The organism is Mesorhizobium sp. C372A, from assembly GCF_030323245.1.
Lineage (GTDB): Bacteria > Pseudomonadota > Alphaproteobacteria > Rhizobiales > Rhizobiaceae > Mesorhizobium.
The window spans coordinates 3,863,093-3,887,673 of record NZ_CP100475.1 but is presented as its reverse complement, the minus strand read 5'-3'; the positions used below and the strand labels follow the sequence as shown (position 1 = coordinate 3,887,673).

At 64.1% G+C, this 24,581-nt stretch carries 18 protein-coding genes; 10 read left to right on the top strand and 8 right to left on the bottom strand.

Features of this window, described 5'->3' with window-relative positions; all coding sequences use genetic code 11:
* Positions 1-3: 3 nt before the first annotated feature.
* From NLY42_RS18450 to NLY42_RS18440, 3 genes are all read right to left on the bottom strand, one after another.
* Entirely contained in the window at positions 4-1,437 is a 1,434-nt protein-coding gene (locus NLY42_RS18450; protein ID WP_023733775.1) for a UbiA family prenyltransferase, read from the bottom strand.
* Between the two features lie 205 nt (positions 1,438-1,642).
* A complete protein-coding gene (locus NLY42_RS18445; RefSeq protein ID WP_023670370.1) occupies positions 1,643-1,906 on the bottom strand; it encodes a hypothetical protein in 264 nt (87 codons plus the stop codon).
* A gap of 145 nt (positions 1,907-2,051) precedes the next feature.
* Positions 2,052-4,541 (bottom strand): mechanosensitive ion channel family protein, encoded by a 2,490-nt coding sequence (locus tag NLY42_RS18440; RefSeq protein ID WP_023750170.1) that lies wholly within the window; start codon positions 4,539-4,541, stop codon positions 2,052-2,054.
* Between the two features lie 318 nt (positions 4,542-4,859).
* Here NLY42_RS18440 and NLY42_RS18435 point away from each other — a divergent pair, with 318 nt between their 5' ends.
* The 5 genes from NLY42_RS18435 (at position 4,860) to NLY42_RS18415 (ending at position 11,641) form a co-directional block, all read left to right on the top strand.
* Positions 4,860-6,119, top strand: coding sequence for a sarcosine oxidase subunit beta family protein (locus NLY42_RS18435; RefSeq protein WP_023670368.1), 1,260 nt, complete (start codon positions 4,860-4,862; stop codon positions 6,117-6,119).
* An 11-nt stretch (positions 6,120-6,130) separates the two neighbouring features.
* A complete protein-coding gene (locus NLY42_RS18430) occupies positions 6,131-6,427 on the top strand; it encodes a sarcosine oxidase subunit delta (RefSeq protein ID WP_023753444.1) in 297 nt (98 codons plus the stop codon).
* Entirely contained in the window at positions 6,424-9,435 is a 3,012-nt protein-coding gene (locus NLY42_RS18425) for a sarcosine oxidase subunit alpha (protein ID WP_023753445.1), read from the top strand. Before NLY42_RS18430 ends, NLY42_RS18425 begins: the two co-directional genes overlap by 4 nt.
* Entirely contained in the window at positions 9,428-10,045 is a 618-nt protein-coding gene (locus tag NLY42_RS18420; protein ID WP_031244522.1) for a sarcosine oxidase subunit gamma, read from the top strand. Before NLY42_RS18425 ends, NLY42_RS18420 begins: the two co-directional genes overlap by 8 nt.
* A 153-nt stretch (positions 10,046-10,198) precedes the next feature.
* A complete protein-coding gene (locus tag NLY42_RS18415) occupies positions 10,199-11,641 on the top strand; it encodes an MFS transporter (RefSeq protein ID WP_023733780.1) in 1,443 nt (480 codons plus the stop codon).
* Positions 11,642-11,659: 18 nt separating this feature from the next.
* On the opposite strand, the gene NLY42_RS18410 is transcribed toward NLY42_RS18415, so the two are convergent.
* Complete coding sequence (locus NLY42_RS18410; protein WP_023733781.1) at positions 11,660-12,364, bottom strand: nitroreductase; 705 nt, start codon at positions 12,362-12,364, stop codon at positions 11,660-11,662.
* 282 nt (positions 12,365-12,646) lie between these two features.
* Here NLY42_RS18410 and NLY42_RS18405 point away from each other — a divergent pair, with 282 nt between their 5' ends.
* The 5 genes from NLY42_RS18405 to NLY42_RS18385 all read left to right on the top strand — a co-directional run bounded on the left by NLY42_RS18405 (position 12,647) and on the right by NLY42_RS18385 (position 20,258).
* Positions 12,647-13,189, top strand: coding sequence for a helix-turn-helix domain-containing protein (locus tag NLY42_RS18405; RefSeq protein WP_023753446.1), 543 nt, complete (start codon positions 12,647-12,649; stop codon positions 13,187-13,189).
* Between the two features lie 94 nt (positions 13,190-13,283).
* Positions 13,284-15,737: a GcvT family protein gene (locus tag NLY42_RS18400; RefSeq protein WP_023753447.1), complete on the top strand. Its 2,454-nt coding sequence runs from the start codon at positions 13,284-13,286 to the stop codon at positions 15,735-15,737.
* Positions 15,734-16,633, top strand: coding sequence for a homocysteine S-methyltransferase family protein (locus NLY42_RS18395; RefSeq protein ID WP_023744691.1), 900 nt, complete (start codon positions 15,734-15,736; stop codon positions 16,631-16,633). Before NLY42_RS18400 ends, NLY42_RS18395 begins: the two co-directional genes overlap by 4 nt.
* Positions 16,633-17,814, top strand: coding sequence for a pyridoxal phosphate-dependent aminotransferase (locus NLY42_RS18390; RefSeq protein ID WP_023753448.1), 1,182 nt, complete (start codon positions 16,633-16,635; stop codon positions 17,812-17,814). Before NLY42_RS18395 ends, NLY42_RS18390 begins: the two co-directional genes overlap by 1 nt.
* A complete protein-coding gene (locus tag NLY42_RS18385; protein WP_023753449.1) occupies positions 17,811-20,258 on the top strand; it encodes a GcvT family protein in 2,448 nt (815 codons plus the stop codon). The genes NLY42_RS18390 and NLY42_RS18385 overlap by 4 nt, the downstream gene beginning before the upstream one ends.
* A 169-nt stretch (positions 20,259-20,427) precedes the next feature.
* Here the strand turns inward: NLY42_RS18385 and NLY42_RS18380 are convergent, their stop codons facing one another.
* The 4 genes from NLY42_RS18380 to NLY42_RS18365 all read right to left on the bottom strand — a co-directional run bounded on the left by NLY42_RS18380 (position 20,428) and on the right by NLY42_RS18365 (position 24,581).
* On the bottom strand, positions 20,428-21,009 hold the full coding sequence (locus tag NLY42_RS18380; protein ID WP_023753450.1) for an NAD(P)H-dependent oxidoreductase: 582 nt from the start codon (positions 21,007-21,009) through the stop codon (positions 20,428-20,430).
* Entirely contained in the window at positions 21,009-21,590 is a 582-nt protein-coding gene (locus NLY42_RS18375) for an NAD(P)H-dependent oxidoreductase (protein ID WP_023753451.1), read from the bottom strand. Before NLY42_RS18375 ends, NLY42_RS18380 begins: the two co-directional genes overlap by 1 nt.
* Positions 21,591-21,876: 286 nt before the next feature.
* Positions 21,877-23,280, bottom strand: a complete 1,404-nt coding sequence (locus NLY42_RS18370) for an FAD-binding oxidoreductase (protein WP_031196359.1) — start codon at positions 23,278-23,280, stop codon at positions 21,877-21,879.
* Positions 23,280-24,581 (bottom strand): cytosine deaminase, encoded by a 1,302-nt coding sequence (locus NLY42_RS18365; RefSeq protein ID WP_023753452.1) that lies wholly within the window; start codon positions 24,579-24,581, stop codon positions 23,280-23,282. Before NLY42_RS18365 ends, NLY42_RS18370 begins: the two co-directional genes overlap by 1 nt.

The following is a 24,581-nucleotide window of genomic DNA, read 5'->3' as shown; positions in this document are numbered from 1 at the left end:
GCCCTACCAGCCTCCCGCGACCAGAAGGGCGGCGCCGATCACCACGACGATCTGGCTTCGCCAGTCGCGAATGATGAAGATGACCGGATCGTCATTCATCTCGTTGCGGCGCGCCAGGATCCAGACCCGCATGGTCAAATACAGCACGATCGGCGCCAGCGGCCAGACCAGCCAGGGATGCGGATAGAGTTCGCGTACCGCGACGCTGTCCATGTAGAGCGCCAGCACCAGCGCCGAGGAGAAGGCCGACGCCATTCCTGCCTGGGCGACGATCTCCTGATCTTCGATGCGGTAGCCGCGACCGGCAATGCGCTCGCCCACCGGAATGGCTGTGGTGCGCAGTTCGACATAGCGCTTCACCAGCGCCAGCGACAGGAAGAAGAAAATCGAGAAGGCGAGCAGCCAGAACGAGACTTCGACCCCGGTCGCCGCAGCACCTGCCAGCACACGCACCGTGTAGAGCCCGGCCAGCGTCAGTACGTCGGCCAGGAGCATGCGCTTGAACGACAGCGAATAGGCTGTGGTCACCACCAGATAGCCGGCGAGCACGCCCAGGAACTCGATCGGCAACAGAAGCCCGGCGGCAATGCCGATCGCCAGCAGCACCGCCATCGCGCCGAGACCGAACGGGATCGACAAAGCGCCGCTGGCGAAAGGCCGGTTGCGTTTGGTCGGATGCTTGCGGTCGAGCGCAAGGTCGAAGAAATCGTTGAGAATGTAGATGGCGGAAGCCACGGCGCTGAAGGAGACGAACGCCAGCAGGCATTGCCAGATCATGTTGATGTTGAAGTATTCATGCGACAGCACCATCGGCACCGCGATCAGCGAATTCTTCAGCCACTGATGCACCCGCAGCATCTTGACGTATGTCTTCAATGTCCTTTTCGGCGCCGGCATCCTTTCGGCGCTATGCGCGGCCTGCCAGCGCTTCGCATGGCGGTCGGGCGCCACGACGATGGCGTTGCGTGCGGCTCCGAAAACCTTGAGGTCGTGCCGGCTGTTGCCGGCATAGTCGAAACCGCCGTCGCCATAGGCGGCGATGAGCGCGTCGCGCTTGCGGCCCGAGGTCATGTTGTGGGGACCGTCGGTCGCCAGCACATAGTCGAAGACGCCCAGATGCGCGGCGATCGTCTCGGCGAACTTGCGTGGCGTACCGGTCGCCAGCACGATCTTGCGTCCGTCGCTATGGTCGGCGAGCAGCCGCTGCAGCAGCGCTTCGCGATAGGGCAGCGAGGCCGGATCGATGTCGATGCGGTCGGCGATGGCTTGTTTCAGCCGCGCCGGGCCGGCGGCCAGCCAGAACGGAACCAGGAAAACATAGAGCGGATTCTTCTTGAGCAGGATGAACAGGCCTTCCCAAAGAAGATCGGTCGCAATCAGCGTGCCGTCGAGGTCGACCGCAAGCGGGATTGCGTTCTTGTCCGACCGCGCATCCATGTCCGTTCTGCCCTATTCATAACCGTTGCGCCGTGTTTCGGCGTCTTCGCACCGGTATAGCGGCGGAACGGCGTAGCGAACGTTAAAACGCACGGTTGCAGCCGGTAGGCGCCACGATATTTCCCGCGTCATTGTTAAGCAATCGCTACCGCGAACAATAAAAGGCCGGGCATTGCCCGGCCTCTACTACATTTGCCTGCCGACTTTACTTGATGCGGGCAACGCCACCCGAGATTTCGACCGTTTCCGAGCCGGTCAGGGCCTCGAGGTCACCATTGGGCAAGGTGACAAAACAGCCGTTCGGGCAGAATTCCACGGTTTCGCCAGCGGCCAGCGCCAACTCCGTCTTGCCGCCGCCTTCCGTCACGATCAGCGTACGGGTCTCAGCATCCTTGTTGACCGCGCTGGCGGCAAAGGCCGAGCCACTCGCTGCGGTAAGAGCGATGGCGACGACGAGCGACTTCCACATTTTGCAATATCGGTGTTTCCACACCGCCTCTGTTGCATTTCGCAAGGCATTCTCGCCCTTGCATGTGAGCTTATATGAGATGCAAGCTGAACCGCAACTGAATGCCGCATTCATGCCGCAATTGGTTTGGGAAGAGCTTGGGGCCTTAGCTGGGATCGGGTTTGCGGGCCTTGCGACCAGTTTTGGCCAGCCGCTTCGCCTCGGCGGCGGCTCTGGCCTCCGCCTGCTCCTTCTCGGCGAACTCGACCTCGATCTTGTCGTCGTCGATCGGCCATGCGTCGGTCTTCTTGACCTTGACCTCGGCGCGCGGCGTCGAGGGGATTTCTATGTGCTCGGCGTCAAAAGCATCGAGAACGGCAAAGCGGATATCGTTCTGAACGATGGCGCCGTTCAGCACATCGGCCAGGAACACGCGGATCTCGAACTCGAGTGCTGCCGGCCCGAAATTGGTGAACAGCACGAAGGGTTCCGGGTTCTTCAGCACCAGCGCATGGCCGCGCGCAATCTCAAGCAGAACCGCGTGTACCCGCTTGACGTCGCTGCCATAGGCGACCCCGACCTTGATCTCCACACGTCCGAGCTTGTTGCGGTGCGTCCAGTTGCCGACGGCGTTGTTGATGAGGTTCGAATTGGGCAGGATCACCGATTGCCGCTGGAAGGTCTCGATTTCGGTGGCGCGCACGCTGATCTTCTTGACCGTGCCTGATGTGTCGCCGGCGACGATCCAGTCGCCGACCTTGAACGGCCGCTCGGCGAGCAGGATCAGGCCGGACACGAAGTTGGACACGACATTCTGCAGGCCAAAGCCGATACCCAGCGAAAGTGCGCCGGCAACAAGCGCCAGGTTGGAGAGATCGATGCCCGCCGCCGAGATGCCGACGAGCCCAGCGAGCGCGACGCCGGCATAGCCGACCGCCAGCCGGATCGAGTTGCGCACGCCGGTATCGACCTTGCCGCGCGCCATTACCGAGCCGTCGAGCCAGCCCTGGAACCAGCGGGTCAGGAAATAGCCGATGATGAAGACGACGATGCCGGTGAGGATGCCGGTGACCGAAATCGTCACCGAACCGACGGTGACGCCTGTCGCCAATTTATAGCCCCAGGCCTGGATATCGCCGGGCTGGAAGCCCCACATCAACAGGATCAGCGGCAGGAACACCAGCACGATCATCAGGTTGATGGCGACGCTGACGACGAGGCCGAGTTGGTCGAGCGCGGTGTCCTCATAGCTGGAATTGGTCTTCAGCCAGCGCCCGATGGACGTGCCGGCGAAACCACCCTCCTCGCCGATCTCGCGCGCCGACAGGAAGCCGATATAGGCGGTGAGCAGGATGGTGCCGGTGACCACGACCTGCAACGAGACGAAGATGGCAAGACCGATATAGCCGAACAGCGCCGCCGCAATCGTGAACAGGCCGAGCGCGACACAGGTGTAGCGCAGCCAGGCCGGCCAGGGGCGCCAGCGCCCGTCGGCGTCCTTGTAAGGCTTCAGCAGCGCCATCAGGATCAGGATGACGCCCACGATGACGGTGGCGACAAAACTCCTGGCCACCGTCAGCGACAGGGGCGAGCCCATCTTGTCGTTGACGATCGACAGGAAATTGTTGATGCCGATGACGACTGCCATGGCCGTCGTCAGTCGCACCAGCCAACGCGCCGGGCCGGTCTCGACCTGGATCAGGCGCCAGTTCGGCATGCTGGGCGACAGCGCCGCATTGGTCAGGCGGTTGACACAGAACACTATGGCGATGACGGCTGCCAGAGCGTTGAGGAACACGCCTATGTCGCCGCGCAGCACATTGTAGTAATTGTACAGGAACACCGTCGAGGCGAGGAAGGCGCTGACCGCCAGCGTCGGCAGCAAGGTCGACCAGAACGCCACCGACAGGCGACTGAGATATGTCGGATCTTCAACCGACGCGTCGGGCTCGAAGATGCGCCCAAACAGGCGGCGCCCACCGACCAGAAGCACCACGGCCAACGCAAGCGCCATGAGGGTCGCCGCGAGCATCGCCTGGAACTTGAACTTGAAGGCAAAGCTCAGCCACGACGACACCGCCCTGTAAAAATTGGCGTATTCGTCCCTTGCGTCGGAAAACACCTGCGGGCTCAGTGCATCGGACAGCACGTAGCGCTTGGTCAGCCCGCTGCGAAACAGCTCGCTGCGCATGTTGCCGATCTTCTCGATCAGCGCATTGATGCGGATCGACAGGTTCTGCGCGCCGGCGATGACGGCGTTGATCTCCGCCTTTTCCGACGCCAGCGCCTGGCGCTCGCCGGTCACGATGTCCGGTTCAGGCGGCTGTCCGGCAGCCGGCGGTGCGCCAAGCTGCTCGAGCCTCGAATTGATCTCTCCCAGCCGCGAACGAAACGCCAGCGCGCTGTTCAGCGCAGCGCGCGACAGCTCTTCCAGCTGCAGGCGGATCTCGACAAGGGTGGTGTCGTCGACGCCGTCCTCCTGGACTTTCTTCTCCAGAGCGTCGGTCTTCGTCGCCAAACCCTGCAGGATTTTCTGCTGGTCGGCGACCAGCCCGGCAGGCGCCTGGCCCAGCCCCTGCGCCATGGCGCCGAACGAATGCGGCGCCAAGGCAACGAGCGCTAGGACCAGGATCAGGCGAAAGAAGCGAAAAAACATAATGGTGGCGACTCAAAGGGCGGCAAAGGCCGCCTCTAAAGCGGTCCTTGATAGAGACGCTCATCCCGTGGGGCAAGTCGTGGCGAAGTCATCGCAGTTGGGCGCCTTGCGGGAGTCGGCCAGTCGAAAAGCCATGGCGCAATCTTGGCTTTGCGCCCGCCGCCTGCTCTATAGTCTGCCGCATCGCGCCGAGCCGGAAGGTTTCAGGTCTGTCCGACCTGAAACCTTCCGGCTCTAGAAATCAAAGATATAGAGCATGATGTCGTCCGAAAACCGCTTCACACTTTTCGGCATCATGCTCTAGGGATGACATGAAGAATGGCGGAATATTCAGCCCTTTCGCTTCTCACGAACGCGCTCAAGGGAAACAAGGACTGGAAGCCGGCCTGGCGCAAGCCCGACCCCAAGGCTTCCTATGACGTCATCATCATCGGTGGCGGCGGCCACGGCCTGTCGACGGCGTACTATCTGGCCAAGGAGCACGGCATCACCAATGTCGCGGTGCTGGAAAAGGGCTGGCTGGGTTCCGGCAATGTCGGCCGTAACACCACTGCGGTGCGCTCCAACTACCTTTTGCCGTCCAACACCCGCTTCTACGAACATTCGATGAAGATGTGGGAGAACCTTTCGCACGACCTCAACTACAACGTCATGTTCTCGCAGCGCGGCTGCCTGAATCTGGCTCACACGCCGGGCCAGTTCGACGACTTGGCAAGGCGCGGCAACGCCATGCGCCACCTCGGCGTCGATGCCGAGCTGATGAGCACCGCCGAGATCGCGCGCCTGGTCCCGGCGCTGGACATGTCGGCCTCCGCGCGCTTTCCCATCGTCGGCGGCCTGATGCAGCCGCGCGCCGGCACCGCCCGTCACGATGCGGTTGCCTGGGGCTATGCCCGCGGCGCCGACCGACGCGGCGTCGACATCGTCGAGAATTGCGAGGTCACCGGCTTCCTGCGCGACGGCGACCGCATCACCGGCGTGCAGACGACGCGCGGAGAGATCCGCGGCAAGAAAGTTGCCGTGGCCGTTGCCGGCAGCACCGGACGGGTGATGCAGCTTGCCGGCATCGACAGGATGCCGATCGAGAGCCATGTGCTGCAGGCCTTCGTCACCGAATCGCTGAAACCTTTCGTCGACACGGTGCTGACCTTCGGCATGGGTCATTTCTACATGTCGCAGTCCGACAAGGGCGGCCTCGTCTATGGCGGTGACATCGACGGCTACAACAGCTACGCTCAGCGCGGCAACCTGCCCATCGTCGATGAGGTGATGAGCGAGATGCTGGCGCTGTTTCCCGGCCTTGCGCGTGTACGCATGCTGCGCTCCTGGGGCGGCGTCTGCGATATGTCGATGGACGGTTCGCCGATCATCACCACCGGCCCGCTGCCGGGCATGTATCTCAACTGCGGCTGGTGCTATGGCGGCTTCAAGGCGACGCCGGCCTCGGGCTGGTGCTTCGCATACACCATCGCCAAGGACGAACCGCACGCGTTCAACGCGCCGTTCACGCTCGACCGTTTTTATCGCGGCCTGGTGATTGACGACAAGGGCCAGGGCGCAACGCCCCGGCTGCATTAGGGTTCAAACAAATGCTTATCACTTGTCCCTATTGCGGCCCGCGCGACGTCATCGAGTTCACCTATCAGGGCGACGGCAACCGCGAGCGCCCGCAGCCCAACTCGCAGGACCTCGACGCCTGGAACGCCTATGTCTACGACCGCCTGAACCCGGCCGGCGACCACAATGAGATCTGGCAGCATTCCGGCGGCTGCCGCACCCATCTGAGGATGGTGCGCAACACGGTCACGCATGAGATTTCCAGCACCGGTTTCGCCCGCGGCGACCACAATGCCGGTGCCCGGCACAAGGCCGGAGGGAAGTCGTGAGCCCGCGCCGCACCGAGACCGGCGGCCGCGTCGACCGCATGCGCACCATCCGCTTCACCTTCGACGGCACGCCCTACACCGGCCATGCCGGCGACACGCTGGCCTCGGCGCTGCTTGCCAACGGCGTCACGCTTTTCGGCCGCTCATTCAAATACCACCGCCCGCGCGGCCTGCTCTCGGCCGGCGTCGAGGAACCGAACGCGCTGGTGACGGTGCTGCGCGGCGAAGTGCGCGAGCCCAACATCGCCGCAACCATGGTCGAGATCTATGACGGGCTGGTGGCCGTCAGCCAGAACCGCTTTCCCTCGCTCGCCTGGGACATCAACGCCGTCAACCAGTTCGGCGGCAAGATCCTGGCCGCCGGCTTCTACTACAAGACCTTCATGGGCCCTGTCTTCGGCCCCTTGAAAGGCACCCGCTTCTGGATGTTCTGCGAGCATTTCATCCGCCGCGCCGCCGGCCTGGGCCGCGCCGGTATTGCCGCCGACACCTCGCGCTACGAGCGCATGAACGCGTTTTGCGACGTGCTGGTGGTCGGCTCCGGCCCGGCCGGCCTGTCAGCCGCCAAGGCCGCTGCCAACCAGGGCGCGCGCGTCATCTTGGCCGAACTCGAGCCGCGTTTCGGCGGCTCGGCCAACTGGTCCGGCGAGGCCATCGACGGCGCGCCGGCCGCCGACTGGGCTGCGCGCGCCGTCAGCCAGCTCGAAGGCCATGACACGGTCCGCCTGCTGCCGCGCACCACGGTGTGGGGCTATTATGACGGCAACACGCTAGCCGCGCTCGAGCGCGTCACCGACCACAAGGAAACGCCCGGCAAGGGCGAGCCGCGCCACCGCTACTGGGCCATCCGCGCCAAAACGGTGGTGCTGGCCACCGGCTCTTTCGAGCGGCCGCTTGTATTCCCCGGCAATGACCGGCCGGGCGTCATGCTGGCGCATGCCGCCGACCGCTATGCCAACGACTATGGCGTGCTGCCCGGCGACAGGATCGCGCTGTTCACCAACAATGACAGCGCCTATCGCTCGGCGCTGGCGCTGAAAAAGGCCGGCGCGGCGATTGTTGCCATCGTCGATGTGCGCCCCGAACTGTCGGCCGAGATGCGCAGCCTGGCCACCGAGGCCGAAGCCGAAATCCTCTCCGGCCATGCCGTGGTCGCCACCGAGGGCGGCAAGGCGCTCTCCGGCCTCAAGGTACAGCGCTTCGACATGAATTCGGGCACACTGAGCGGTGACGCCCGCAGCATCCACGCCGATAGCCTGCTGATGTCGGGCGGCTGGTCGCCGACCATCCACCTCGCCAGCCAGGCTGGCGCCAGAGCCGAGTGGAATCCTGCCCGCCAGGCCTTCCTGCCGCCAAAGCAAACGCAACAGCGCTGGCCAAATCAGCAATGGATTGGTGCGGGTGCTTTCAACGGAAGCTTCTCGACCATCGAAGCAATCACTGAGGGCCGCGCAGCCGGCTTGTCCGCAGCGGGCGGAGCGGCTGCGCCGGCAGCCTTGCCGGATGTCGAAGCAGCCCCGGGAAACCCAGATCCGGCCCCGGTGTTCGAGATCAAGGCGAAAGGCAAAAGCTTCGTCGACTTCCAGCATGATGTCACCGCCGAAGACGTGCGGCTGGCGCATCGCGAAGGCTTCGTCTCGGTCGAGCACCTGAAGCGCTACACCACGCTCGGCATGGCGACCGACCAGGGCAAGAACTCCAACGTTCCGGGTCTCGCCATCATGGCCGAGGCGTTGGGCAAGCCGATCCCCGAAGTCGGCACGACCCGCTTCCGCCCGCCCTACTCCGCGGTGTCGATTGGCTCGCTCGCTGCCGAGCGTTTCGGCGATCTGAAGCCGGAGCGGCTGACGCCGATGCATGACTGGCACCTCGCCAATGGTGCAACGATGTATTCCGCCGGGCTCTGGTATCGGCCAATGATCTACGGCCTTGCCGGCGAGACGGTCGAACAGGCCTATGTCCGTGAAGCCAGGGCGACACGCGAAAGCGCCGGCATTGTCGACGTCTCGACGCTGGGCAAGATTGCCGTGCAGGGACCGGATGCCGGTGAATTCCTCGACCGCGTCTACACCAACATGTTTTCTACCCTCCCCGTCGGCAAGGCCCGCTACGGCCTGATGCTGCGCGAGGATGGCCTGGCCTTCGACGACGGCACCACCTGGCGGCTTGGCGAACAGGATTTCCTGATGACGACCACCACGGCCAACGCCGGCAAAGTGATGCAGCATCTGGAATATTTCCTCGACGTCATCTGGCCGCAACTCAAAGTGCATGTCACCTCGGTAACCGACGAATGGGCGGGCGCGGCCATCGGCGGGCCGAAGGCGCGGGCCATCCTCGCCGCCTGTGTCACAGGCACCGCCGTCGACAACACGGCCCTGCCCTTCATGGGCATCGTGCGCGGCGAGATATCAGGCGTGCCGGTGATGATTTGCCGGCTGTCCTTCTCCGGAGAAATGGCCTTCGAGGTCTATTGCGGCGCCGACTACGGCACCCGTGTCTGGCAAGCCCTTGTCGAAGCCGGCAAGCCGTTCGGCCTGGTCACCTACGGGCTGGAGGCGTTGGGCACGATGCGCATCGAAAAGGGCCATGTCACCGGCGCGGAGATCGACGGGCGCACTACGGCGCGCGACCTGCATCTCGACTGGATGCTGTCGAAGAAGAAGCCGTTCATCGGCTCGGCGATGATGGACCGCGAAGGCCTGATCGCGCCCGAGCGGCTGCAGCTGGTCGGCCTAGTCTCGCTCGACAACCGGCCGTTCAATGGCGGCGCCCACCTCGTCGAGCAACTGGACGAAGCCAATCCGCACGATTCCATCGGCCACATCACCGCCTGCTGCTATTCGCCGGCGCTGGGCAAGCACATCGCGCTGGCCCTGGTCGAAGGCGGCAAGGCGCGCCATGGCACCCGCGCGTTTGTCTCCGATCCGCTGCGCAACCGGTTCGGGCCGGTCGAGATCGTCTCCAACCATTTCTACGACCCGGACGGGAGCCGCATGCATGGCTGAGCGCCAATCACCCGAACGCCAATTACCCGAGCGCCTCTCGCCGCTCGAGCCGGTGTCCCATCCGGGTTCGCACGGCAATTTCGAGCATGGCGTTGAAGTCATCCTGACCGAGACCCGGCCGGGCTCGATCCTGCAGCTGGCCGCGTGGCCGGGCGCGGAAAAGCAACTGATCGACGTGATCGGCAAGGTCACCGGGCTCGATTTGCCCGATGGCGCCGGCGGCGGTCTCGCCAAGGACGGCAAGGCCGTGTTCGGTTTCGCGCCTGGAAAATTCACGGTCGTCGACGAGGCCGAGGGCCTGGCGGCGAGTTTTGCCGGGGACGTAACCCCGGCAATCGGCACGATCACCGACCTGTCGCATGGCCGCACCGCTATCCGCATCGCCGGCCCTAAGGCCGAATGGGTGCTGGCGAAATTCTTCGCCATCGACTTTGCGCTGCCCGCCTTCCCCATAGGCTCCGGCCGTTCGACCACCCATCACGACGTCTTTGCGCAGATCCAGCGCACCGGCGCCGACCAGTTCGACATCTATGTCTTCCGCTCCTTTGCCCGCTCGTTCTGGAAGGCGCTCTGCCATGCCAGCGAGGAGGTCGGCTACGAGGTTCAGTAGGGCCGACAGCCGTTCTGGCCTCAAGGCCAGCCGGTTCTGCCGCTAGAGAATGCTCCAATGGAAGCCCATGGTGGGGAACGTGGCCCAACCGGCCCAGGGGATTAAAAAGATCCCGTCTCATAGTCGGCATCGTCGTTTGGTTCGAACATCCCCATGACCGCAGAACTATCCGCCGGCGCCACGGATCGCGCCGATGTGTCGGCTAGAGCCTTGCTCCTGCTGCCGCTGACGGTCGCCTGCGGCGTGTTCATGACCAGCCTCGACCAGAATGTCGTGGTCACCGCCCTGCCCGGCATCAGCGACAGCCTCGGCCGGCCGCCGAGCCAGCTCGGCCTGTTGATCACCGTCTATGTCGCCAGCCTGATCATCTCGATGCCGCTCGGCGGCTGGGCCGCCGACCGCTTCGGCCTGCGCAACGTTTACTGCTTCGCCTTGCTGGTGTTCGCCGCGTCATCGGCGCTGTGCGGATTGTCCAACGACATCTGGACGCTGGTCGGCGCCCGCGCGCTGCAAGGCTTCGGCGGCGCCTTGATGGGGACGCTCGGCCAGGTCGTCATCCTGTCGACCTTCCCGCGCAGCCGCACGCTGAAGATCAACATGTATATTTCGCTGGCCGGCCAGTCCGGACCGCTGGTCGGCCCGCTGGTCGGCGGCGCGCTGACGACTTATATCTCCTGGCGCTGGATCTTCTTCATCAACGTGCCGTTCGCGCTGGCGGCGGCCGTTCTTGCCGCCTCGCTGTTTCCGACTGTTACCAAACCGGTGCGCACGCAGTTCGATTTTCCGGGCTTCCTGCTGGTCGGCGGCGGCATGGTCCTGCTGGTCTTCGGCATGGATTCGCTTGCGGCCAAAGACGCTGCCGGCAGCATGATCGCGGCCGAGCTGGCGCTGGCGATCGTCATCCTGACGCTTGCCTCCTTCTACTGCCTGCGCGCCCGCAACCCCTTGCTTGACCTGAAACTCCTGCACATCCGCACCTTTCGCATCTCATTCCTCACCGGTGGTGGGCTGGACACGATCGGCCTGAGCTCGGTCGTTTTCCTTTTGCCGCTGATGTTCCAGCTCGGCTTCGGCATGAGCGCGGTGCAGGCGGGATCGCTGACTTTCGTCGCCGCAATCGGCTCGCTGATCATGCGTGTCTTCATGCCGCGCCTGCTCAACCGTTTCGGCTTTCGCCGCGTGCTGGTCGTCAACACGCCGATCGTTGCTGCCATGGTAGCGGGCTTCGCCTTGATTGACGCGACAACGCCGGTCTGGATCGTGCTCGTCTATATCTTTGCCTTCGGCGTTCTGCGCTCGGCGCAGTGGGCTTCGACCGGCAATCTCGCCTATTCCGACATCGCGCCCGACCAGCTCGCCCGCTTCAGCGCGCTCTACTACATACTGTGGCAGTTGGGGGTGGCGATCAGCGTCGGCCTGGCGGCGGCGCTGTTGTCGTTCCTGGCTGGCGGCAGGCCGGCGGTGACCAACGATTTCCGCATCCTGTTCGTGGTCGAGGGCGTCATCACGTTGTGCGCGCTGATCGCCTATCTCAGACTGACACCGCAGGACGGCGCCCATGTCAGCGGCCATGGCGCGCAGATGAACGTGGAATGAGGCCCCGGTAGCCGAGCCCTATCCGCTGAACGTCACCCACTCTTCCAGCGGCACGCGGTCGGTGCGGAAGTCGTTTTCGGGTTTCGACGTATCCTCGAGGCCGAGCGCCATGCCGCAGACGACGATCTCCTCGTCGGGGATGTTGAGCACCGGCCGGATCTGCCGGTGATAGGGCGCGAAGGCGGCCTGCGGGCAGGTGTGCAGGCCCCTGCCTCGCGCCGCCACCATGATGTTCTGCAGGAACATTCCGTAGTCGATCCACGAGCCCTGGTTCAGCCGCCGGTCGATGGTGAAGATCATGCCGACCGGCGCGTCGAAGAAGACGAAGTTGCGGTCGTGCTGGGCGCGCATCTTGTCGACCTCGCGGCGGCCGATGCCGAGTGCCCCATAGAGCCCGAAACCGTTGGCGCGGCGGCGGGTGAGATACGGCTCGAAGAACTGGGTGGGGTAATAGCGATACTCGTCCCAATCGGCCTTTTCGGCGCGGATACCGGAATTCAGGATGGCATCGGTGATCTGCTGCTTGACCTCGCCCTTGACGACATAGACCCGCCAAGGCTGCATATTGGTGCCCGAAGGCGCGCGCGAGGCGACGCCGAGAATGGCTCGGATCGTCTCGTCATCGACCATGTCGGGCAGGAAGGCGCGCACTGAACGGCGCGAGATGATCGCCTCGTCGACAACAGCGGCGTTATGCGCTGCCAGGCCGTTTTTTTCCAGCATGGGCCGTCCCTTTGCGCACACTTCGAAAGCCGAACCGGCTATCGGAGAAGACCTTGCGCAGATTTGAATCCTTGGTCGCCGACCCGCATTCCCACACCGCCGCTCGTGCCAGAGCCTTTGCATGAACCGCCAAAATCGCGCAAGCAAATCTTGTGTGTCCATGAAAATTTGCTTGATTTTTTCACGGATATGAGCTCTCATGAAATTCGTTTCCAGATTTTCATCAAGTGAGCGTTTTTGCCCCCAGCTATCCCCAAAACATTGCAGGGACCCGACGAGCGCCTGCTGGCGAGCGACATCCGTGCGCTGCGCAAGGCGCGCGGGCTGACGCTGGCTGAGATCGCGCTGAAGCTTGGTCGCTCCGTCGGCTGGGTCAGCCAGGTCGAGCGCGGCCTGTCTATCCCTTCGCTTGGCGACCTCAGGGCTTTCGCAGACCTGTTCGGCGTGCCGCTCAGCCTGTTCTTCAGCCACGACGTGCCGATCGAAAAGGAGCGCGGCTTTGTCGTGCGCGCCGGCAGCCGGCGCACGCTTGGCACAAGCGAATCCGGCCTCGTGGAAGAGCTTCTGTCGCCCGATCTCGGCGGTAGTTTCGAGATGGTGCGTTCGATCTTTGCGCCGGGCGCCGAGATGAAGAGCGAGCAGCTGCGGCCGACCGAGGAAGCCGGCTACATCGCCTCTGGCATTTTCGAGATCGAGATAGCCGGCGTCTGGCACCGGCTCGGCGAAGGCGATTCCTTCCGCTTCGAGCGCAAGCCGTACCGCTGGCGCAATCCCGGCAGCGAGCCGGCCGTAATCATCTGGGTGGTTTCGCCGCCTGTTTATTGAATGCATGTCGCCCAAAGTGTGCAGCGGTTTGGGAAACGACATGCATCAAGCAAAAAGATAGAAGCGCAGCGCGCTTCAGGTTTGGGAGAAGAATATGGCCGGTTTGCCGACCACGGCACGCGTGGTGATCATCGGAGGCGGTGTCGTCGGCACCTCCTCGCTCTACCATCTGTGCAAGGCGGGTTGGACCGACTGCGTGCTGCTTGAAAAGAACGAGCTGACATCGGGCTCGACCTGGCATGCCGCCGGCAATGTGCCGACCTTCTCGTCGTCCTGGTCGCTGATGAACATGCAGCGCTATTCGACCGAGCTCTATCGCGGCTTGGCTGATGCCGTCGACTATCCCATGAACTACCACGTTACCGGCTCGCTCCGCCTCGCCCACACCAAGGAGCGCATGCAGGAGTTCCAGCGCGCCAAGGGCATGGGCCGCTACCAGGGCATGGACATCGACATCGTCGGCCCCGACGAGATCAAGCGCCGCTATCCCTTCATCGAGACGCATGACCTCAAAGGTGCGCTCTACGATCCAAACGACGGCGACATCGACCCCGCGCAGCTGACGCAGGCACTGGCCAAGGGTGCGCGCGACATGGGCGCCAGGATCGTCCGCTTCTGTCCGGTGTCAGGTGTGCGCCGCGAGAACGACGAATGGGTTGTCGGGACGCCGCAAGGCGAGATCCGTTGCGAGATCGTCGTCAACGCCGCCGGCTACCGAGCCGCGGAAGTCGGCAAAATGTTCGGCCGCGACGTCCCGATGATGGTGATGAGCCATCAGTACATTTTGTTCGAGGAAATCCCCGAACTGGTGGCCTGGTCGAAGGAGCAGGGCAAGAAACTGCCGCTGCTGCGCGACGTCGACACATCCTACTATCTGCGCCAGGAAAAGAACGGCATGAATCTCGGTCCCTATGAGCGCAATTGCCGCGCGCATTGGGCAACCCACAACGACCCGATGCCGGAGGACTTTTCCTTCCAGCTCTTCCCCGACGATCTCGACCGTCTCGAGCACTACCTTGCCGATGCCGTAGCCCGCGTGCCGATCCTGGGCACTGCCGGCCTGTCCAAGGTGATCAACGGGCCGATCCCTTACGCGCCGGACGGCAATCCGCTGATCGGTCCGATGCCCGGCGTTCCCAACGCGTTCGAGGCCTGTGTCTTCACCTTCGGCATCGCCCAGGGCGGCGGTGCCGGCAAGGTGCTGGCCGAATGGGTGACGCAAGGCCAGACCGAATGGGACATGTGGTCCTGCGACCCGCGCCGCTTCACCTCATTTGCGGCCGCCCCCGACTATAGCGTCGCCAAGGGTATGGAGATCTACGGCAACGAATACGCCATCCAGTTTCCGCGCCATGCCTGGCCGGCCGGGCGCGACCGCAAGCTGTCGCCGATCCACGATCGCATCAAGGCGCTCGGCGCCCAGTTCGACGCCTATAATGGCTGGGAGCGTGCCACCTGGTATGCGCAACCCGGTGACGACACGTCGGAAGAAGCAACACTCACCTTCCGCCGCGACGGGCCGTGGCAGCACCGCGTGCGCGAAGAATGCCTGGCGGTGCGCGACGCCGCCGGCATTCTGGACCTGCCCGGCTTCTCGCGCTTCAACCTCGAAGGTCCTGGCGCAGCCGAATGGCTGGCGCTGCAGGTCACCGGCCTGGTGCCCAAGCCCGGCCGCATCGGCCTCGCCTATTTCGCCGACGACAAGGGCCGCATCGTCACCGAGATGTCGGTGGTGCGCCATGGCGAAGAGCAGATGACCCTGATCACCGCGGCGGTAGCGCAGTGGCACGATTTCGAATGGCTGAAGTCGCGCCTGCCGAAGGACGCAGCTTTCACCCTCACCGACAGGACCGAAGACTATTCGACGCAAATCCTCGCCGGCCCCAATTCGCGCAAGATCCTGGCCGAGGTCTGTGGCGCGGATCTCTCGCTGCCCTGGCTGACGCATCAGGAAACCACCATCGCCGGCCGCTGGGCGAAGCTGGTGCGGGTATCCTTCGCCGGCGAACTCGGCTGGGAAATCCACACCAAGGTGGGAGACACCGCCGCCATCTTCGACGCCGTCTGGACGGCGGGACAAAAACACGGTCTGAAACCGTTCGGCATGTATGCGCTGGATTCGCTGCGCCTCGAAAAGGGCTACCGGACCTGGAAGGGCGACCTGTCGACCGACTATACGGTCCTGCAGGGCGGGCTCGAGCGCTTCGTAAAATGGGACAAGCCCGACTTCCGCGGCAAGGCAGCCCTGCAGAACGAAAAGCAGCAAGGCGTAAAGAAGCGCTTCGTCACGCTGGTGGTCGAAAACCCCGGCGATTGCGACGCGCCGTCCGTGTCGACGCTCTGGCATGACGGCAAGATCGTCGGCGAGACGACGTCCGGCGGCTGGGGGCATCGCATCGACAAATCGATCGCGCTCGGCATGCTGCGCGCCGACCTGGCTGAACCCGATACCGCGATCGAGATTGAAATTTTTGGCGATCGTTTCAAGGCGGTCGTGCAGAAAGACGAGCCGCTGTGGGATCCGAAAAACGAAAGATTGAGAGCATGAAGAAAGTCATTCTCACCGATGGCGGCATGGGCCAGGAACTGGTCCGCCGCAGCAGCTCCGAGCCGACGCCGCTCTGGTCGGCCAGGGTGCTGATCGACGAGCCGGATCTGGTGCGTGGCCTGCATGCCGAATTCATCCGGGCCGGCGCTCGCGTCATCACCATCAACACCTATTCGGCGACGCCGGAGCGGCTCGCGCGGGAAGGAGCAGAAGACCTCTTCAGGCCCTTGCAGAAGCGCGGCATCGAATTGGCAAGACAGGCACGCGAGGAGGCAGGCGATGCAGCGATCGCCGGCTGCCTGTCACCGCTGTTCGGCAGCTATGCGCCGGCGCTGACCATATCGTTCGAGGAGACGCTGGAAATCTATCGCCGCATCGTCGCCGAGCAGGCCGATGGCGTCGACCTGTTCCTGTGCGAGACCATGGCCTCAGCCGAGGAAGGCCGTGCGGCCGTCACCGCTGCGTCGGAAAGCGGCAAACCTGTCTGGGTGTCTTGGACGCTCGCCGATCACGGCGCGCCGCGGCTGCGCAGCGGCGAAACAATAGCGGCAGCGGCGGACGCCCTCGACGGCCTGACGGTTGCAGCGCGCCTGGTGAATTGCTGCCGGCCAGAAGCTATCGCCGCGGCACTGCCCGAATTGATTGCTCTCGGCGGCCCGGTCGGCGCCTATGCCAATGGCTTCACCTCTGTCGAAGCGCTCAAGCATGGTGGAACGGTGGAAGTGCTGCACGCACGCCACGACCTTGATCCGGATGCCTATGCCGACCAGGCGCTCGGCTGGGTCGCCGCTGGCGCCACCATCGTCGGCGGCTGCTGCGAAGTCGGCCCTGCCCACATCGCCGCCTTGCGCGACCGGCTCGAACAGGCCGGCCACGAAATCTCGGGAGTATCCTGATGCCCAGACCATCATCGCGCATTTCCGGCATCGTGCCTTCGGGCAAGGATGGCTGGGAGGTCCACACCGAGGCATGGGCCCGCAAGGAGGCGGGCCAGGACATCATCATGCTGTCGGTCGGCGACCATGATTTCGATACGCCGAGCCAGACCATCGAAGCCTGCGTGACGGCGGTTCGCGGCAGCAACCACCACTACACCCCGCTTCCCGGCGTTCCGCGCCTGCGCAGGGCGATGGCGGCGGCCTCGACCGCCTGCACCGGGGTCGAGACGAGCGCCGACCAGGTGATCGCCACGCCGGGCGGTCAGGCCGCCCTTTACGCTGCCGTGCAGGCCGTTCTCGACCAGGGCGACCACGCTATCGTGGTGGCGCCCTACTACGCGACTTATCCCAACACGTTCAGCGCCGCCGGCGCCAGCTTCACCGTCGTCGAGACGCCGGCCGGAGACGGTTTCCAGCCGCACGCCGAGATGATCCGCGCGGCGCTCAAGCCCAACACGCGCGCCATTTTGATCAACACGCCGAACAACCCGACCGGCGCCGTCTATTCGCGTGAGCGTCTGGAAGAGCTGGCCGAGATCTGCCGCGAGCACGATCTCTGGCTGCTGTCGGACGAGGTCTACTGGACGCTCGGCGGCGGCGAGCACATCTCGCCGCGCGGCCTGCCCGGCATGGCCGAGCGCACGCTGGTCATCAATTCGATGTCCAAGAGCCACGGCATGACCGGCTGGCGCATGGGCTGGCTGACCGGCCCGACGCAGATGATCACGCTGTTGACCAATCTCAATCTGGTGACGACCTACGGCCTGCCGGCCTTCATCTCGATCGCCTGCGCCGAGGCGCTGGAGAACCGCTATGGCGTCAAGGAAATCGCCGAGCGCTATGCGGCGCGCCGCACCGTCCTGCTCGACGCCGTGCGCGGCATGAACAATATCAGCGTGCACGGCTCGGAGGGCGGCATGTATGTCATGCTCGACATCTCCGCCGTCGAGCCCGACGACGAGAAATTCGCCTGGGCCTTTCTCGACCAGGAGAGTGTCGGCGTCATGCCGGGTTCCAGCTTCGGCAAGGCCGCTGCCGGCCACATCCGCATCAGCCTCTGCCAACCGGAGCCGGTGCTTCAGGAAGCCGCAAAACGCCTGCGCCGCTTCGCATCCGGCTATCGCCGCGAGGCCGCATGACCAGAAGCATTCCCACCAAGGCCCGCGCGGTTATTATCGGTGGCGGCGTCTCCGGCTGCTCGGTAGCCTATCATTTGGCCAAGCTCGGCTGGACCGACATCGTGCTGCTCGAACGCAAGCAGCTGACCTCGGGCACGACCTGGCACGCCGCCGGCCTGATCGGCCAGCTGCGCGGTTCGCAGAACATGACGCGGCTGGCGAAATATTCGGCCGACCTCTACGTCAAGCTGGAGGCCGAGACCGAAGTCGGCACCGGCATGCGCCAGGTCGGCTCGATCACCGTGGCGCTGACCGAGGAGCGCAAGCACGAGATTTACCGTCAGGCCTCGCTCGCCCGCGCCTTCGATGTCGATGTGCGCGAGATTTCGCCTGGTGAAGTCAAGGAGATGTACCCGCATCTCAACGTGTCCGATGTGGTCGGCGCCGTGCATCTGCCGCTCGACGGCCAGTGCGATCCGGCCAACATCGCCATGGCGCTGGCCAAGGGCGCCCGCCAGCGTGGCGCCGCCATCGTCGAGAATGTGAAGGTCACCAAGGTCCATACCAAGGCCGGTCGCGTCACCGGCGTGTCGTGGGCGCAAGGCGACGACCAGGGCACGATCGAGGCCGACATCGTCGTCAACTGCGCCGGCATGTGGGCGCGCGAGCTCGGCGCCCAGAACGGCGTCACCATCCCGCTGCATGCCTGCGAACATTTTTATCTCGTCACCGAGCCGATCCCCGGGCTCGGTCGTCTACCGGTGCTGCGCGTTCCCGATGAATGCGCCTACTACAAGGAAGACGCCGGCAAGATGATGCTCGGCGCCTTCGAGCCGGTGGCCAAGCCCTGGGGCATGGACGGCATAAGCGAGGATTTCTGCTTCGACCAGTTGCCGGAGGACATGGAGCATTTCGAGCCGATCCTCGAAATGGGCGTCAATCGCATGCCGATGCTGGCAACCGCCGGCATTCACACCTTCTTCAACGGCCCCGAAAGCTTTACCCCCGACGACCGCTACTATCTCGGCGAAGCGCCGGAGCTGTCGGGCTACTGGATGGCGACCGGCTACAATTCCATCGGCATCGTCTCGTCCGGCGGCGCCGGCATGGCGCTGGCGCAGTGGATCAATGACGGCGAAGCGCCCTTCGACCTCTGGGAAGTCGACATCCGCCGCGCCCAGCCATTCCAGAAGAACCGTAGGTATCTCAAGGAGCGTGTCTCCGAAACACTCGGCCTGCTCTATGCGGATCACTTCCCCTACCGGCAGATGGCAACGTCCAGAAATGTCAGGCGCTCGCCCCTGCACGAACAGCTGAAGGCGCGCGGCGCCGTGTTCGGCGAAGTCGCCGGCTGGGAGCGCGCCAACTGGTTCGCCCGCGAGGGACAGGAGCGCGAATATCGCTATTCCTGGAAGCGGCAGAACTGGTTCGACAACCAGCGCGAGGAACATCTGGCGGTCCGCAACAAGGTCGCCCTGTTCGACATGACCTCGTTCGGCAAGATCCGTGTCGAAGGCCGCGACGCCTGCGCCTTCCTGCAAAGGCTCTGCGCCAACGATATGGATGGGGCGCCCGGCAAGATCGTCTACACCCAGATGCTCAACCAGCGCGGCGGTATCGAGAGCGATCTGACGGTATCGCGGCTATCTGAGACCGCCTACTTCCTCGTCGTGCCGGGCGCGACGTTGCAACGCGATCTCGCCTGGCTGCGGCGGCATGTCGGCGAGGAATTCGTTGTCATCACCGATGTGACGGCGGCAGAAAGCGTGCTCTGCCTGATGGGTCCGGATGCGCGAAAGCTGATCCAGAAAGTCAGCCCTAACGATTTCTCCAACGAGAACAATCCGTTCGGCACCTTCCAGGAGATCGAGATCGGCATGGGCCTCGCCCGTGCGCACCGCGTCACCTATGTCGGCGAACTCGGCTGGGAACTTTATGTCTCGACCGACCAGGCGGCCCATGTCTTCGAGGCGATCGATGAGGCGGGGGCGGATGTCGGCCTGCAACTTTGCGGCCTGCATACGCTCGATTCCTGTCGCATCGAAAAGGCGTTTCGGCATTTCGGCCACGACATCACCGACGAGGACAATGTGCTGGAGGCCGGCCTCGGCTTTGCGGTCAAAACCGCCAAGGGCGAGTTCATCGGCCGCGATGCGGTGCTGAAGAGAAAAGAAGCCGGCCTGTCGCGCCGGCTGGTGCAGTTCCGTTTGAAAGACCCTGAACCCCTGCTCTTCCACAACGAGGCGATCCTGCGCGACGGCAAGATCGTCGGCCCGATCACATCGGGGAATTACGGCCACCATCTCGGCGGCGCGATCGGACTGGGCTATGTGCCCTGCCAGGGCGAGAGCGAGGCGGATGTGCTGGCCTCGTCCTACGAGATCGAGATCGCCGGCGAGCGTTTTGCGGCGGAAGCATCGCTGAAGCCGATGTACGATCCCAAGGCGGAACGGACGAGGATGTAGCACCTTTTTACCCTCCCCTTGTGGGGAGGGTCGGCTCGCAGTCGGAGCGAAGCGGCGATTGCGAGACGGGGTGGGGGTGCGCCCTACGAGACCCCCCACCCCGCTTCGCAAATGCCGCCTTGCGGCATTTGCTGCGCGACCCTCCCCACAAGGGCGAGGGTGAAGAAGCTCAAAACCGCTCCAGCTTCGCCCGCACTTTCACCAGAAACGCCGCCCTCGTCCTTGGCGTCGAGGCGTCCATCAGGTAGTGCGCCAGGAAAAACGTCCGGCAGCGGCGGGCGCACAGCGCGCGCATACCGCGCAGCAAGGTCTTGCGGCCGGGCTGGCCGACGACGACGCTCCACCAGGTCGGCGCGCCGCAGGTGGTAATGACGCCGACCCTGGTGACATGTGTCATCAGCGACGTGATGCGCCCCTTGCCCAGCTTGAAGGCGACATCGGAAGCCCAGACCCGGTCGAGCCAGCCCTTCAGCATGGCCGGCAGCCCGTACCACCAGGTCGGATAGATGAACAGGATCGCCTCAGCCCAGGCGAGATGCTCGAAATGCGGTTTTAGGGCCGGATCCTCCGGCGCCCGCTCATTGTAGGCGCGTCGCTCTTCGCAGCCCATCACCGGATCGAATTTCTCCGCATAGAGGTCGAGCAGCCGCACCTCCCAGCCGCGTGCCTTCAGCACATCGACTGCGGCATCTCTGATGGCGGCGCAAAAGCTTTCGGGCACCGGATGGCAATAGACCACCAGCACGCGCATCAGAATTCATCCATCCCGGCCGCGACCTTGGCCATGAAGGCTGCCCGCGTCTCGTCGGTCGACAGGTTCATCGAATAATGAGCGAGGTAGGACACCGAGGCGCCGGGCCTGATCGTCGCGCGCAGCATCCGCTTGACCAATCTGCGTGGCGGATCGCCCATCAGCATGGCGCGGAAGCGGCTGCCGCCATAGGTGGTGACGGCGGTCAGCTTGCGGATGTTGTGGAGCGAAGGCTGCGCCTTGCCGTCGACCAATTTGAACGACACGCCGGGCAGAAACACGCGGTCGAAAAAGCCTTTCAGGATGGCCGGGAAGCCGTAGTTCCAGACGGGATATGACAGCACCAGCGCCTCGGCCTTGAGCAGCCGCTCGACATAGGGCGCGGCCGGGTCCGCAGGGCTGCGTTGGTTATGATAATCCAGCCTCTCCCCGCGCGTCAGCCTGGGGTCGAAATCCTCGGCATAGAGATCGCAATCGTCGACCTCATGGCCGGCGGTCGTCAGCCGCTCGACGATCGTGCGGTGCAGGCTGGCATTGAAGCTGGTCTCCACCGGGTGTGCGTAAAGGACGAGGACTTTCATGGGAAGGCATTGCCGGGGTCGGCGCGAGGCACCCCCCTCTGCCCTGCCGGGCATCTCCCCCTCAAGGGGGGAGATCGGACTGCCGCATCGCTTTCACTAATTGTCAGCGTGTCAGATTGGCTGCGGCGTTCAGGCTGCCAATCTCCCCCCTTGCGAGGGGTGAGAAGTGGTCGGCGAAGCCGATGGGAAGCCAATTGCTTGGCTTTCCAAACGACGAACGCCCGAAGCGGCAGCGTAGGGCCTGTGCCGGCAGGACAGAGGGGGGTGCTCAAGCTCAAACCTCTGCTCATTCTGCTTTCTGCAAACCCTTGAACAAAAAAGTCCGGCCCGAGCGATAGTCGTAATCCGGATTTTCCCAAGCGATCATCTTGCCGGGATTGAGCAGGCCTTGCGGATCGGTCTCGCGCTTGAAGGCGAGCTGGATTTCATCCGTCTGCTTCATGCCGCCCTCTTCCAGCGTGTAGCGGTGCGGGTTGAAGATCGGGCAGCCGTTCTCCTCGTGCAGCCGGATGATTTCGTTGAGCCGCGCCTCGGTGGTGAATTTCACCAGCGGCAGGCCGAAGCAGGTGATGTTGCCGTCGAGGCGCACGAATTCGAGATGCGAAAAGACCTCGTTCGGAAACATCGCGTCCATCTTCTCCACCAGCGCCAGCTGGTTGGGAAACGGATAGAGCGATTGCAGATAGGTGATCGCGGGATCGACCCGCAGTGCCCTGAGCGTGGTGTGGTTCCACGCCAGTTCGAAGCCCGGCGGCAGGCCCTTTTTCTCTTCGTCCGTTGCCGTCGCCGCATTGAAGATGACTTCGCCGCCGGCGCGGCGGGTGAAGGCGAGGAACGCGTCTAGCCCATGCCGGGCAACCATGACGACGCAGATGCTTTGCCCGTCCCGGAAGAACTTCTGGTGGCGCTTGAAATAGAGCTGCGGCACGGGCGCGGCGATCGGCGTGATCAGCTTGGTCAGGATGCCGTCCTGGCGTGCCAGCGCGTTGCCGTAGCGGGCTGCCGGCATGAAAGCGTCGAAGCCGACGATCACGTCGGTCCATTCATAGGCTGCAGTCAGCGGCATCTCGACCTCGGTGATGATGCCGTTGGTGCCATAGGCGTGGGTGACCTTGTGCAGGTCCTCGCCGGCGAGTTCGAGCGCCTTCGGCTCCGCCTCCATAGTGACGACCCGCAGGCGCAGCACATTGCCGAAATCACGCAGACCGCCGAAATTGATCGAGCCAACGCCGCCCGAGCCGCCGGCGATGAAGCCGCCGATCGAGGCGGTGTTGTAGGTCGACGGCGACAGCCGCAGTTCCTGCCCGGAATGCGCGCGCGTCGCTCTGTCGATGTCGGCGAGGATCGCGCCCGGCCCGGTGACGACGCGGCCCGGCGCTATGGCCTTGATCTCGTTCATCTCGGCGAGGTTCAAAACCACGCCGCCCGACAGCGGCATCGCCTGGCCGTAATTGCCGGTGCCGCTGCCGCGCGGCGTCACCGGAACGCCATGACGGTGGCAAGCGGCAAGCACGCGGATCAGTTCGGCCTCGTTCCTGGGCGTCACGATCAGGTCGCCGGTGACGTGGTCGAGCTGCTGCTTCAGCACCGGGCTGTACCAGTAGAAGTCGCGGCTCTTCTGCTGGACGATGGCCGGATTGTCGTCGAGCTTTATCCCGTCGAGATCGCGTTTGAGCGCCGAAACATCCATCATTCCACCATCAGTTCGTCGAGCTCGGCATAGTCGGGCAATTGCCTGTCGATCGCTCGGCCGTCGCGCACGACGATGCGATCCGATTCGGGCCGCGACAGCAATTCCGTCCAGCTCCGCCCTTTGAAGACGATGAAATCGGCGCTGCCACCGGCTGTCAGTGTCCCGACACCGTCGAGCCGCATCACCTTGGCCGGCGTCGCCGCCACCGTCTGCGGCCAGTCGCCGACCGGATGGTCGAAATGCAGGATGCGCGTCGCCATGCGGTAGACCTCCAGCATGTCGAGATCGCCATAGGCATAGAACGGATCGCGGGTGTTGTCGGAGGCGACCGCGACCGGGATGCCCCTCGCCTTCATCTCGTGCAGCAGCGTCACGCCGCGCCAGCGAGGCGTGGTCTGGTCGGCGCGCCGGTCCTGCAGATAGAGATTGCACATCGGCAGCGACACCACGGCAAGCTTGGCCTTGGCGACCTTGTCCAGCGTGTCGAGCACGTCGAGATCCGGCTGGCGCGCCAGCGAGCAGCAATGTCCCACCAGCATGTTGCCCTCAAAACCGTTCCACAGTGCCGCCTCGGCGATCTTCTTCAGCGATATCGCCGCGATATCGTCGGTCTCGTCGGCGTGGAAATCGAGATCGAGCCCGTGCTTGTTCGCCTCGGCGAACACCTTGTCGAGAAGCTCTTCGAGATCCGGCACCATATAGGTGACGACGCCGAGCACGCCCTTGGCCGCAGCCACACGCTTGGCCAGCCTCTCGAACCACTTTCTGTCGCGCACGCCTTCGATGCCGAGCAGGCAGGCTGCCTGCAATTCGATGCGGCCGCGCCATTTCTCCCGCATCGCTTCGAACACCGGCCAGGAGATTTCCTCCTGTGGCGGCACGCTGTCGAGATGAGTGCGCAAGGCCTTGGTGCCGTGCGCGTAGGCCGAGCGCAAAGAGAAATCCATGCGCCGCGCCACGTCCTCGGCGCTCCAGCGCGCTGCACGGTCTGCGCCGGTGGCATTGAGCGCGCCCATGAAACTGCCGTCGGGATTGGGTTTGCGCGGCCAGATATGGCCCTTGTCGATGTGGGTGTGGCAATCGACGAAGCACGGCAGCACGATGCGGCCGGCAAGGTCGATGGCGGTGGCTGGCGCTTTTGATTTCTTGTGCGCGGCGATGCTGGAGAGCTTACCGTCGGCGACGGCGATGTCGGCCAGCGCGAAGCCGTCGGTATCGTAAGTGGTGGCAAGACCTGATGTCAGCGACCGGTGAAGGCGGACGTTGGTGAGATGGTACGAGCCAGAGGTCGGTATCAA